Here is a 13,586-nt window from a genome sequence, read left to right on the forward strand (position 1 = left end):
AATCCTGGCGGGTTCGAGCTAAATCAAGGGTCCTTATCGAGGGAATGAAGATGAAAAAACTTTCAAGCAAGCAAATCAGCTACCTCCGCGGCCAGGCTCACCATTTGAGTCCGGTGGTCATCGTCGGCCAACATGGCGTCACTGAAGCGGTGCTCCGTGAAGTGGAAATTACGCTCAAACATCACGAACTGATCAAAGTGCAGATCCGCTGCGACGATCAAACCGAGCTTCACGATATGATGGATCGCCTGACTGATGGTGTGAAAGCCACCCTGGTTCAAGTGATTGGACATAAGGCCGTGCTCTATCGCCAAAGCCAGGAAAAGAAGATCAAAATTCCAGTCTAAGGAAAAGCCATGGCGGACAAGCTGGTCTACGTCACAGGCCAAGGTTCCACCCGTAAGGACGACAAAACAAAGTCCTATAAACCGGCCCCAGGTCCAACCAAAATGCGCCTGGAACTCAAGGGCCGAGGCGGGAAAACAGTCACGGTGCTATGGAACTTTCCTTTCAGTGAAGATGAAGTCAAAACAATTATCAAAGCGATTCAGCAGCGCTCGGCCTGTGGCGCCACCTTCAAGGATGGCCGCGCTGAATTCCAAGGTGATGTGAAAGACAAGGCCCTGGCCTATTTTCAGGAACAGGGTTGGAAGCTCCAGCAGGCTGGCGGTTAGTCCATAACCACCTGGAATTGTTTATAAAATCCCCAAAAACAGCCTTTCGTCTGTAAAATCTCTTTATTATTCCGCCAAGTTGCCGATTCCCAAGGAGTCGGATGCCAACAACCTGGACGAATCATGCGCGCTTTGTTTCTCATTTTTCTACTTTGTCTCCCGACCTCCCTGACCGCAGCGGTCATACGAGAAGCGGTCCAGGGCGAAGTGGATCTGCGGGATTGGGATGGCAAGGAAGCATTGCGCATTTACGGTGATTGGCGCTTCTTTCCCAAGAAACTTTTGACTCCGGAGCAGATTCCGCAAAGTCTGAGCGAGACCGAAGCGTATTTTCTGAAGCCAGGCCAGCCCTTTCGTGCGTTGCAAGGTCATAATCTCGATAATCAGGGTTTTGGCACCTATCTCATGCGCGTGCAGAGTCCTTGTCAGCGTTGTCGCATTTATTTTGCTCAGCCGCAGCTTTACGTCGCTGGAAAAATTTTCGTCTTTGATGCCACGACGCCATCCCACGCGCTGCCCATCTTCGAACTGGGGTCCGTGGCGACTGAATTTTCGCAAGAGAAACCGCTCATCGGTACAATCCTGACGCCGAATTTTGAAGTGCGGGATGAGACATCCTTTTACATCCTGATTCAGGTCAGCAACTTTCATTTCTACTGGGGTGGTCTTTGGCAACCGCCGGCCCTCTATAAGGTTGACGATGGTTTTCCACGCGCCGAATTACTCAGCGCCGTTTTCCTATTCGGTGTGATGCTGTTCTGTACGGTCCATAGCATCAGTCTCTTTTTACGTCGGCGCGAAGACAAGTCCACCCGTGAACTGGCAATCTTTTCGGCCATCATGCTCTTCCGCGGCGCCCTCTTTGCCACGGGAGGACGGTTCCTTCTGATCCATTCCAACTGGGGCTGGGAGCTGCTCTGGGATTTAATTTATATGACCCTGGCCTTAGCTGCTGTTTGGTTCTATCGCTTTACAGCCGCCTGCTTTCCCGAACAAGCTTCGGCACGGATCGGCCGTGCGGCGTGGATCATAGCCTTGGGCCTGGGCGGCATGTTTCTCGCCACGGGCATGGTGCACTCGGAATACCTGGTCATGGTGCTCTATGCTTATGCTTCCCTTTGTGCCTTGCCAACCGTATGGATTCTGATTCAAGCTGCGCTTCAGAAAAAAGAGGGTTCGTTGATCGCTCTTTTAGGGTTTATTTCGTTAACCATCAGTGGCTTGAGCAGTCTCCTATGGTTTCTGGGCAACACCAGTTTTTCGCCCATGGGTTTCGAAATAGGCACAGCCTTCTTCATGATCTGCCAAACCCAGATTGTTGCCAAACGTTCGGCTAGCGCCTTTCGTCGAGCCGAGCAACTCTCCAAGGAATTGGTGGAAAAGGATCGAGCCCGCACGCTCTTCTTTCACAACACGTCCCACGAGCTTCGCACACCCCTGCATGGCATCTTGGGATTCCTTAGCCTGATCAGCAAAGGGCAATACGGTCCCATCAGTGACCGCCTGCGCCTTCAGGTGCTCAAGGTCACACGCCTGACAGAATCCCTGAAGGATCAGGTCAATACCATTCTCGACCTTGCGAAATCAAAGCGTGGTGAACTGAATCTGCACGTGCAAAAGTTTCCCTTGGGTGAAATGGTGGGTCGCGTGCAGGATTGCATCGATGGTTTGCGACTCAAATATCCTCACGTTCAATTCATCCAGCATAACCAGATCGATCATGATCAGATTTTTCTGCATGATGCCGAGAAACTCATTACCATTCTGCGCAATCTCCTGAGCAACGCCTTCAAGTTCGCGCGTGGAGATGCGGTGAATCAAGTCAGCCTTCTGATGCAAACCGATGCCGAAGGTCTTTACTTCGAAGTCACGGACACCGGAATTGGCATCCCTGCTGACAAGACCCAATACATTTTTAAAGAATTTTCCCAGCTGCAAGGCGATGCCCGCCGTTCCTACGAAGGGACCGGCCTTGGCCTCAGCATCGTCCATGACCTCCTGGAACTCATGCATGGTCGCGTCGAAGTTCAATCCGTTCCCGGGCAGGGTTCAACCTTTAGAGTCTGGATCGGCGAACAAAAAGTTGCCATCGATCCAAGGTCACAGGAACCTTCTGTCATGGCCTCTCCAGCCAGTCCTTCGCCTGCGTCGGAGGCTTTGGATAACCTGCCGGAGCTGAAAAACTCGGCAACGTCCCTCCCCGATCCGTCCCGATTTACGATCCTGGTGGTCGACGACAATGAATTGAACTGTGAAGTGGTGCAGGAACTCTTGCAGATGGATGGCTATCGCGTGATGATTGCGACCGGTGGCAAGGACGGCATTCATCAGATCGAAGTTCTGCATCCCCACCTGGTTCTGCTCGACCTGATGATGCCGGATGTTTCCGGCGAAGACGTCATGAAATATGTTAAAAATCAGGACAGACTGCGGGATATTCCAGTGATCCTGATCACCGCGCGCGCGACCGAAGAAGACAAGCTGATGGGTCTTGAATTGGGAGCCGATGATTATCTGGCGAAACCATTGGTGCCTGATGAATTGCGCCTAAGGGTTCGCAATATCCTGGTCCGTTATGATGACAATCGTCGCCTGGCCCGGCAGGAATATCAGGATCGCATGTCGCAGCTGGGCGAGGTCGTCGGTGATTTGGCTCGCGAATGGCACAGCATTCATCAAACCATAGCCGAGGATATGCGTCAGCCTGAAGAACGCGTGCAGAGAGTCGGGCGTCTTCTGCCACTCCCTTCGATGCAACGCGATCTGCTGGTCAGGTTGCTTTATCAGAAAGGTGAAGTGCAGCCGGTTGAAAACCTGCTCGACAGCATGGGACCGCCCAGCCCCGAACATCCTGCAGCCCATGAACTACAATATCTTCGTACCGTCATCAGTCAGCTGACTCTTTCATCCGAACAGGCCCGCGGCCTTTGGCGCAGCATCGGTCAGCTTCAGGTGGACGAGATTCAGCAGCTCGGCGAAATGATTCATCTCTGTCAAAGCTATTTGCATCTGACGGAGGCGGCGCGTCACAGTCGCGAATTGATGGAAAGCATCCTGGCCTTCAGTCGCCACGAAATGGATGAACACATCATTGATCTTAAGCAAACGGTTGAACGTACCTATCATTTGCTGCGGATGCGCGCCGGTCGCCTTGGTATTCAGATGCGTATGGACCTGGAGCCCATCACAGTTTTCTCGGTTACTTCATACGTGCAGCATATCCTGCTTTGCCTTCTCAACAATGCGATGGATGCCGTGGCTGATTTGCCAGGCGATGAACGCTGGATCGCCGTCGCCTTGGCGATTGATCCTCAGACAAAGCAGGTTTTGATTCGCGTGAGCAATGGCGGCAGACCGCTCGAAGCTCATGTGCAGGAGCATCTTTTTGAACGCGGTTTTACGACCAAGGGTGAAACAGCCAAAGGCATAGGCCTCTTCATATCCCGGCGTTTGGCGCGCCAACTCCATGGCGAACTTATCCATCGTCGGGACGCCGGACACACGACTTTCATTTTAATTCTTCCCCCGGGACACCAGGTTGCCCTTGCCATCTGAATAAAAGGCAGACACCCTGTCTGACCAGGCATTGGACAGTTGCCGGCGTTTTGCATCCCAACCCCTTGTCTTCCCGTGGGCCGTAACATGGCCCAGTTCTTGCAGAATATTACTCCATATAAAGATTGAGAAGAGCTGCACACTTGGAGGATTTTTCATGATTCGTCGTAACCTTGTCTTCGGCCTGGTTCTAGTCCTCGGTTTCGCCTGCTCGAAAAAAAGCAGTTCATCCGAAGAGGAATCCAATCCTGAACAGGCCGCGGCGGATCAAGCTTCTGAAGAGGGCACGGATCCAGCCACGGACGATGCAGCGACACCTGACGTTCCAGGAACCGCACCTGATTTTCTAGTCGGCAAATGGGCCAGCGACTGTATTGCAAACCAGCCCGGTTCGCTGCAGGCCAGCTTCATCGTACAATACGAATTTGCAGCGGACGGCAATGCCAACTCGAAAACGATTTCATACGCTGCGGCTGCCTGCACCAAGCGCTTCACCAAAGCGGATGTGGATGGCATTATCGCTCAGGTCAATGCCGAACGCGCCGCTCAGGTTCCCCCGGCCGCTCCGCTCAACGCAGCCGAACTCGCGCAGCTGGAAAACTTGTGGTTTCCAACCTTGAATGCTTTTACCTTCAAGCTCGGTCGTACCTTGAAAGACCAGACCGTGGAAATGAATTACACCCAAAAAATAGGTGATCAGACGGTCAACACCTATGTGACCATCTTTGTGGAAGAAGACAATCTCTACTTCGCCGAAGTTTGCCGCAAGGACGATCTGGACGCGCAGCGCTGTGGAAAAATTGTGGGCGACAGCGTGAAGAATCGCGCTCGCGATATGTCCAATGCCCTTCCGTTTCACAAAATCTAATTCCTGACAATTTTTATAGTTTTAAAAGATCCGCCCTGCCCCCATCAGGGCAGTGAGCGGATCCTCGCATATTTTGGTACAATAAGGGGCACCACAAAGCTTTGAGGAGAAAAAAACCGTGCTGACACACAGGATACGCTTTATCCTCGCCACGCTCGCGGTGGTCACGCTTGTCGTTACCTTTGGTTACTTTTCCCGATACCCCGACTTGAATCGCAAAGCGATGGTTGCGGAAAATCACACGGTTGCGGATACGATTGCCATGTGGCCCATTCTCAAGGTCACGGCTAACGATCCCATGTGGAAAAAGATTGCGTATACGACCGTCAACTGGACCAACGACAATAAGAAAGGCATGGCGTTTGGCATTACCCTCGCCGCGCTGCTCTCCTGCTGGTTAAGCTATCTTCAATTCAATCCAGGCGGCCGTTTCCGAAGTGCATTCTATGGAATGATCCTGGGTTCGCCGCTTGGGGTTTGCGTTAACTGCGCGGCACCGGTCTTTAAGGGGGCGCTTCGCTCCCGACGCATTGAAATGGCCCTGGCTCTGATGTTTGCCTCACCAACTTTGAATGTGGTGGTGCTGACGATGGGGTTTTCTCTGCTGCCCTTTTATATGGCCATGACCAAACTCCTCTTTAACCTCAGCATTATCATGATTGGTGTGCCGCTCCTGGCCCGTTGGCTTCAAGATGCGCCTGTCAAGGATCTTCAGCAGTTGGAAGCCAGACTCGCCGCAGACTCCTGCAACGTTCCGATCCAGGAGTCTTTTGCGGCTTCGTTTGTGGGTTTACTGAAAGATTTTTGGCGACAGCTGAGTACGATTTTCATTCGCACGGCACCTCTGATGCTGGTGGCCGGATTTCTGGGGGCCTCGCTGAGTCACCTCGTGCCTTTGGATGCCCTGCAGGGTCAAGGCGGAATGATTCCTTTGGTCCTGGCGGCCACAGTGGGCCTTATTCTGCCAGTGCCCATGGCCTTTGATGTGGTCCTGACCAATGCACTCTTCTCGGCTGGCCTTCCGCAAAATGTGTCGATGGTCCTCCTTCTGAGCCTTGGTGTTTACAGCTTCTATTCCTTTATGATCACCTGGCAAAGTGCCTCGCGTCGCTGGGCTCTTTACATCGCGGCCGGACTTTGGGTCTTGATCATTCCCATTGGAATGATGGCTCCGATCCTGCATGAAAAATTTTATATGAATCCCAATATTGAAAACTATCGGGCCATGACCGCCTCGACGGTTCCCAAGGCAGACGTTCCTGTCGTCAGCAGCCTGGCAGCCAAGGCCGATGTCGTGACCAGTTTGCCGGCTGCCGAAGCGATGACCCAGGGTTCCACAATGCTAACACGCATTCCGTTCTTTCCCAAAAACGCGGCCACTGGAAAATTCATCCAGCATGAAGGCGCAGATCTTGGGATCAAACGTGGTTTCATGTATACCGTTCGCGATTACCCGGATCCGTTCTGGGTGGGCCGCGGGACCAGTGCCGGTGATTTCAATAAGGACGGTTGGGTGGATATCGCTCTGGGCAGTGACCAGGGCCCATTGCTCTATCGTAATATCGGCGGCCGCTTTGTTGAAGTGCCACTCGCTATTCCATCTTTGAAAGGGACACGAGTCTTTGCCGTGGCCTTTGTGGATTTGGATAGCGACAGCTGGCCTGATCTTTTCCTGACAACGTTTAACCGCGGCAATTTTTGGATTCGGAACAACCAGGGCTCGTTCGCGTCCACGGCGTCGGTCATTCCCAATGGCGACGGCGTGCTAACGATTGCTCCAGCTTTTGCAGACCTCAATCGTGATGGTCGCATTGATATTTTTAACGGCAATATGGTGCTGGGGATTGCCACAGGCTTCCGCGCCTATGGCAAAGGGCGCAAAAACGGAATCACCTGGAACAGGCCGGAAGGCTTTGTCTTTGAACCGATGGCGGACGAAGATGATGGCGAAACCATGGCGTCAATTATCAGTGATATCAACGGTGATGGATTCCTTGACCTTTACGAAAACAATGACTTCGTGGTTCCGGATTATCTTTACTTTGGCAGCAAAGACGGCCTGCGTCGTCTCAAGGCTCCGGGCATTACCGGCTTCCCGACCCCGCTCTTTTCCATGTCGGTGGACACGGCCGATGTCAACAACGATTTGAAAATGGATCTTCTGATCACCGGAACGATCGCAGCCAAGCAGGACCTGGGCAATCAGGTGATCGATGGAGTCCAGGCCACTGACTACAAAAAAGCCAAGGACAAGGTGGAATACTGCGATCGCATCAAGGATCCTGAGTATCGTCTGAATTGCCAGCGCAATCGCCGCACCGAACATCTCATTCCCTTTCACCGCATTAAGAACCTTGATGTGCGTGACTGCCAGAAAATTGAGGATGCAGATCAACGCGACTCCTGCCTTCTGAGTATGATGTGGATGATTGTGACCAATAATGATGAGCAATCGGACTGTCAGCAGCGCTATGGCTTCGATCCCCGGATCCTTGAAGTCTGTCAGCTGATGCGCACAGCCGGGGCTTATCACAAACGGGAAAATTTTGCGAAGGAAGCCCCGCAGATGGATAAGGCTGTGCTTTATCTGGGGCAGACAGATGGCGGCTTGAACGTGGTGAGCAAGGATCGCTTTGATCATCCGGGAGGCTGGACCTGGTCATCCCGTTTCGTGGATTTGGATAATGACGGCTGGGTTGATATCTTCAACGCGGAAGGTGCTGTACGGATGGGTGAATTCGGCTGGAACGTTTACATGCACAATGAGCAAGGGCATTTTGTGCAGAAACAGTTCAGCGCAGGACTGACCAATGATTTTAATCTCTTTTCCTTCGTGCTGATCGACTATGATCATGACGGTGACCTGGATATCATTGGCAATGGTTCGGAAGGTCCGCCTCAGGTCTATGAAAACCAAAGCACGGGCGCGCACCACAGCATAGCCTTGGCGCTGCACAGCAAGTCGGGAAATACGGCCAACCTGAATGCCCGCGTGATTGTACATCCCATGAGGGGTCCAGCCCAGATCCGGGAAATCAAGAGTGGTGGGGGCTATCAGAGTTTTGATGCACCATTGGTCTATTTCGGATTGGGCAAGGACACGGAAGTGGCCAAGGTTGAAATCCAGTGGCCCAATGGCAGTAAGCAGGACATCCTGGGTCCGCTGAAGGCCGATGCGCTCTATCGTATCGAAGGCCCCTGAGAACGAAAGGCCGCAGCTCAGGCTGCGGCCTTTAAAAAAACTGTCCGATACCGACCAGAGACTGCCAGCGATCCTCACGGGCCAACCGCCACTCCACCTGCCAGCTTCGGTTCAAGCTCCACCTTTGTTCCCAGCTCCAATCCCAATGCACCCTGTCCTTGCGGCTAAGACTTTGGCGTGGAAGGATTTCGAGCAGTTGCCTCCAACGTGCTGTCCAGGCGTGATACCAGCCCAGCCGGAACCCAACTTCAAAACTGGTTATGGTAAGTTTCGTCGTAGGTAACGCATAAATCAACGATCGATCCGCTCGCATTTCCCACGCCACCCCATAAGACCCACGCACATGCGGTCGCGCTCCATCCTCTGTGTCATGCAAGCCTGCGGATATCGCCCAACTGCCAGACGGTTCCACGCGCTCAAAAGGATGCAGCGACATCAGATCCACAACGTCCAGCGTGTAATCCAGTGCACGAGTCCGGGTCGTCTGCCGCAGTCTCAAATCAAAAAAATTAATGTGATAATACGGATCGAAACCCTGAGGTTCATCCAAAAGATCATGCAACCCCCACCGAAGGCGGAGCGAAAGGAGTGTCCCCTCGCGTTCCAGGCCAGCCAGCAAACTGAACTTATGCAGACCATGAGCCCAGAGTGGATTATTGGTAGCGCGCGAACGATCGGGCGGCTGAAGCGTGGACGCCGGCAGCCGGGATCGAGCGAGCAGAATCTGATCCTCCTGTACGCGCAGTCGGCTTTGTTCCGTGATGTCCAAACGAGACTTCTGCATATTGAGTTGATCCATAATCGCATCAAGCACCAAAGGCTCATCTGCCACGGCAACCGCATCCGACCCGTCACGCCAGTCCAGAAATTTCTCCTGCTGCGCGCCGTTCAGCTGACGCCAATGTTCATGAAAGATTCGCCTTTGCGACGGCCAAAAACTTTCGTTGGACGCCCCCTGCTGCTCGGCTACCGTTTGCATCACGGCATGCGGCAGCACGAGACCGGAAATACGCTGCCGCAGATTCCAGTGTGGCCTGACGGCCTCCAGAATTTCGAGCAGCATGGTGGAGCAATTCACATGAGTGAAATGATAGGGAGCCGAGGCGTAGTGAATGAGTTCCCAGATATGGGCCAAAAAAAGTTCACGTTCGTCGGCATCCAGTTTGATTTCCAATTCCCAAAGGTCACGATTTTCAGCATAGGCGTAGGTATTCACGAGCTCATAATAAGGCTGCAGGACAAAAAATCCCGGATAGCCTCCCAGGAGTCCATTCAATACATAAAAAACGGGCCCGTCCTGGGGATCACTGCGGGCTAGAAAGCCAATGCCGTAATCCAAAAGCGGCAGACCGGATTCGACATAAGCAGGTGTGGAAGGGTCCTCACGGTTGAGTTTCAATATATTATGCCCCAGCACGGAAGCCGGATTGCCAGCGTAAGCTGTGGAATAAACAAGGCTGAGGGAATGGAAATCAAGACGCTTCTTCCAATCCCCATACTCAACACAGGGTGGGACAGGCCAGATCTGGCCAGTGAGCCGTTGAGAGATGAGAACACGAGCTGGAAATCGACACGCAAGGTCACGCTGCTGGTCTGGTGAGCGGGTTTGCATCCAAGCATTCCACTCAGCCTGAGGATCATGACGACCATGAGGAGTCAGAAAAAAATCCGGGGCGTGCACACTGCTTTGCCATGAACCCAGCAGCGTGGAATCATAATGCAGGAGACGTAACCAGGACGGATGCTCCGCAGGCGCAGGATCGTGCGCCTGTGCCGAGCATGGTATCAGCAGATAAAGGAGGAGAACGAGCGACCGCAGGCTCATATCACGAACAGGACGACGCAAGAGCAGCCGAAGCGTGGATCATTTCAGCTGTGGATTCAACCAAGGCTTCCGGTTGAATGGTCAAGAAAAGTTCTTTTTCAAAGGCAGCCTGCATCTGTCCGGCCAGGTTTTGTCGGGCCAGCACATTGCAGCCAAAGGTCGCAAGATAAGCGTCCAGGTGGCGACCGGCGCCGCGAGCCATATCCTGCCGCAAAATATCATAACTGCGGGTCGCAAAATGCAGGCTCCGCTGATTCTCTTCGACCAGCGAGTGCTTCGCACAATTGGACGTTCCGAAGGTCATTCCAATCGTCGATACGGGAAACAAAAAAGAGTTGGTGATGGCACGACCAATCGACGACAGCATCGTATTCTGCTTCAAAATATACCAGCCTGGACCGCAACCGCTGCTGCCATCGGCCGCGCGCACGGTCCCACTTAAGGCCAACATGAACAGGGCAAAGAAAGCTGCTTGAAAGCGCATGGCATCTCCTGCAAAGGCTGAGTTCTTTGCATTCATTGTAGCAGATGCCATGCAGGCTTAGAAGCCGACGCTTAGAATCTTCAGGATGGCCTCATAGCCCACGATGGGGAGCAGGGTAAAAAATGCAGCGTTGAACGCAAACAGCCCATAGCCGACCATCAGAAGGAGACCATCCCCTTCGAGGAGAGCCACCGACAGACAAACGATGGCGGCTGCAGGAGGCGCGTTGGTGCCTGGAGGCAAGGGCAAAGCCAGGAGCGCGCCGCAAATCGTAATCATTGTCCCGGCGCCACCTTTGAAAACCCTGTTTTTGTGCACCCAACCGTAGCGGGGACGGATAAAGCGTTCGACTTTGCTCAGGAACTTGCGCGCTGTGCGACAAAAGCGGCGAATCAAATCCTCGGGAATATTACGATTCAGCCAGGTTTTCGGCAGCCAGGGCTTCCAACCCGTGCTCAAACTAAAACCAAAAATCGCAATCAAAACACCGAATGGAATCGAAAGACCGGGAAGGGGAATAGGCAAAAGAAAAGGTCCGGCGAGCACCAAGGTTAGCATGGCCTCGCCCCGCCCATGAATGTGATCTATGATGCGCTGCAAAGTCATGCTGCCATGATCGCAAAGATCTTCTATCTCCTGAAACTCGCGGGACAGACTGTGCTCATCGTGTACGTTCAATCAAAAGCTCCCGTCCAAAGTGATCGCAGGCCCGATGCTCCGCAGGGCCCCATGATAGAATGTGCGCGCATGATGACAATCTAAGAAGTCTAATCCATTGAATTTACTAACCATTCCTCCAAAATTATCATTCTTTAAAACGAAGAACTAGCTCGATTTTATCCATTTTTCCAATAAACCCCAGCTGCCGTAAAGATGGAGACTGCGTTGCTGTCAACGCAGCGCCTTTCCAAGGGAGATGTCTATGCAATGGTTTAAACGTATTGGCCTTTTCTTTTTGTTAAACATGCTCATTGTGATCAGTCTTTCTGTGATTGCCAACGTATTTGGGCTGAACCGTTATCTGACGGCCAACGGTCTGGATATGCAAGCTTTGATGGTTTTCTGTCTGGTCTGGGGTATGGGTGGTGCCTTTATCTCACTGGGTCTGTCCCGCGTGATGGCCAAGTGGATGATGGGCGTGAAAGTTATTCCTGATAATACCTACGATCAGCGTCTGATCGAACTCAAGCAGATGGTTCATACTTTAGCCCGCCAGGCCGGACTTTCAACCATGCCTGAAGTTGGTATCTATGAGTCGCCTGATATGAACGCGTTTGCCACAGGCCCGACCAAAGCCCGGTCGCTGGTGGCTGTGTCCACAGGTCTTTTATACAACATGAATCCACGTGAAGTGCGCGGTGTATTGGCCCACGAGGTCGCGCACATTGCTAACGGTGATATGGTGACAATGACCCTCTTGCAGGGTGTGGTGAACGCCTTTGTCATGTTCCTGGCTCGCATCATTGCCTATGGTGCTTCGCAATTTTTCCGTGGTGATGAAGATGAAGCTCCGTCGATGGGCATTTTTTATGCCACGCAGATTATTCTTGAAATCGTGTTCATGATCCTGGGTTCCATGCTGATAGCCGCGTTCTCACGCTGGCGTGAATACCGTGCTGATGCGGGTGCTGCTCGCCTGGGTGGTCGCGAAAACATGATCGCAGCTTTGGAAGCTTTGAAGCGCAACATGATGTTGCCTCAACCTCAAACCACGTCGGCAGCTGTCAAGACGATGCAAATCGAAGGTGGTCGTGGCTCAGGCCTGATGCGCTTTTTTGCAAGTCACCCATCCCTTGATTCCCGCATCGCTCGCCTGCGGGATTTGCGGGCATCATAAGGTTAAGAAAGGATCCTCGCCATGGAACTGTTTCCGATCGTTGAATACTGGTGGCTCTATCTTGCTTTCCTGGGCTTTGTCGGCTGCATGATCGTCCTGGATTTGGGCGTTTTTCATCGCAAAGCCCATAGCATATCGATGAAAGAGGCCGGTATTTGGTCGGTCGTCTGGGTGTCCCTGGCACTTCTTTTTAACTGGGGGCTGCTGCATTATGCGGCCCACAGTTTTGCCAATAATCCGCGTTTGATGGCCATACCAGGCTTTGATCCCATTCTCGCCTCCAAACAGGTGGGCTTGGAATTTTTAACCGGCTATGTGGTTGAAAAGGCTCTGGCGGTCGATAACATTTTCGTCTTCATCGTGATCTTCAGTTACTTCAGGATCCCGTCGCAGTATCAGCATCGCATCCTTTTCTATGGCATCCTCGGTGCCCTCTTTTTCCGGGCGATCTTTATCGCGATCGGTTCTGTGCTGATGACCTGGCATGCGGTTGTGGTGATCTTTGGCGTACTGCTCATATTCACGGGTTTGAAAATGCTCTTCACGTCGGACAAGGAAATGGATCCCGAAAAGAATCCTCTTCTGAAGTTCGTACGAAAATTCATGCCGGTTACGCCGACCCTTGAAGGTGCCAAGTTTTTTGTGCGGAAGAATGGGGTCCTGATGGCCACCCCTCTGTTCCTCTGCCTCGTGTTTCTGGAATTCTCGGATGTGATCTTTGCCGTGGATTCCATTCCAGCGATCTTTGCCATCACCAAGGAACCGTTTATTGTCTTCACGTCCAACATCTTTGCCATCCTTGGCTTGCGGTCGATGTATTTCCTCTTGGCCAACGTGATGCATAAGTTTCATTATTTGAAACATGGTCTGGCTTTTGTGCTGATGTTTGTCGGCCTGAAAATGGTTTGGTTGAACCATCTGTTTGACGGCAAGTTTCCGATTACCTGGTCGCTTGGCATCATCACCAGCATCCTGATTATTTCCATCATCTGTTCTCTGCTCTTCAAGCCTCGCGGCAAGGAGAGCGCTCAAGTACCATCCGCCTGATCCCTACAAGACAGGCATCTTCCAAACTTCCGCTCCCCAGAGTTTACGGACTTCGGGGAGCATTTTTTTAGGCAGAAACTGTCGAAGGTTCCGA

10 protein-coding genes are annotated in these 13,586 nt (G+C 52.5%); 7 read left to right on the forward strand and 3 right to left on the reverse strand.

What is annotated here, in order from left to right:
- Positions 1-50: 50 nt before the first annotated feature.
- The 5 genes from yhbY (at position 51) to VE954_RS30490 (ending at position 8,299) form a co-directional block, all read left to right on the forward strand.
- On the forward strand, positions 51-347 hold the full coding sequence (gene yhbY / locus VE954_RS30470; RefSeq protein ID WP_324960088.1) for a ribosome assembly RNA-binding protein YhbY: 297 nt from the start codon (positions 51-53) through the stop codon (positions 345-347).
- Between the two features lie 9 nt (positions 348-356).
- Positions 357-674, forward strand: a complete 318-nt coding sequence (locus VE954_RS30475) for a translation initiation factor (RefSeq protein ID WP_324960090.1) — start codon at positions 357-359, stop codon at positions 672-674.
- 123 nt (positions 675-797) lie between these two features.
- On the forward strand, positions 798-4,229 hold the full coding sequence (locus VE954_RS30480) for an ATP-binding protein (RefSeq protein ID WP_324960092.1): 3,432 nt from the start codon (positions 798-800) through the stop codon (positions 4,227-4,229).
- A gap of 157 nt (positions 4,230-4,386) precedes the next feature.
- The gene (locus tag VE954_RS30485) at positions 4,387-5,097 is read left to right on the forward strand and encodes a hypothetical protein (protein ID WP_324960094.1); all 711 of its coding nucleotides are present in this window, start codon (positions 4,387-4,389) and stop codon (positions 5,095-5,097) included.
- Positions 5,098-5,215: 118 nt separating this feature from the next.
- A complete protein-coding gene (locus tag VE954_RS30490; protein WP_324960096.1) occupies positions 5,216-8,299 on the forward strand; it encodes an FG-GAP-like repeat-containing protein in 3,084 nt (1,027 codons plus the stop codon).
- Positions 8,300-8,330: 31 nt separating this feature from the next.
- Here the strand turns inward: VE954_RS30490 and VE954_RS30495 are convergent, their stop codons facing one another.
- The 3 genes from VE954_RS30495 to VE954_RS30505 are packed head-to-tail and all read right to left on the reverse strand — an operon-like array spanning position 8,331 to position 11,286.
- Positions 8,331-10,145: a DUF4105 domain-containing protein gene (locus VE954_RS30495; RefSeq protein ID WP_324960098.1), complete on the reverse strand. Its 1,815-nt coding sequence runs from the start codon at positions 10,143-10,145 to the stop codon at positions 8,331-8,333.
- Positions 10,126-10,608, reverse strand: coding sequence for a DUF3015 family protein (locus VE954_RS30500; RefSeq protein ID WP_324960100.1), 483 nt, complete (start codon positions 10,606-10,608; stop codon positions 10,126-10,128). The genes VE954_RS30495 and VE954_RS30500 overlap by 20 nt, the downstream gene beginning before the upstream one ends.
- 57 nt (positions 10,609-10,665) lie before the next feature.
- Positions 10,666-11,286, reverse strand: a complete 621-nt coding sequence (locus tag VE954_RS30505; RefSeq protein WP_324960102.1) for an exopolysaccharide biosynthesis protein — start codon at positions 11,284-11,286, stop codon at positions 10,666-10,668.
- A gap of 244 nt (positions 11,287-11,530) precedes the next feature.
- On the opposite strand from VE954_RS30505, the gene htpX reads away from it, so the two are divergent.
- Both htpX and VE954_RS30515 read left to right on the forward strand, forming a co-directional pair.
- Positions 11,531-12,445, forward strand: coding sequence for a protease HtpX (gene htpX / locus VE954_RS30510; protein WP_324960105.1), 915 nt, complete (start codon positions 11,531-11,533; stop codon positions 12,443-12,445).
- A gap of 21 nt (positions 12,446-12,466) precedes the next feature.
- Entirely contained in the window at positions 12,467-13,492 is a 1,026-nt protein-coding gene (locus VE954_RS30515; RefSeq protein WP_324960106.1) for a TerC family protein, read from the forward strand.
- The last annotated feature ends 94 nt before the right edge of the window (positions 13,493-13,586 follow it).

This window comes from Oligoflexus sp. (assembly GCF_035638955.1).
Classification (GTDB): Bacteria; Bdellovibrionota_B; Oligoflexia; order Oligoflexales; family Oligoflexaceae; genus Oligoflexus.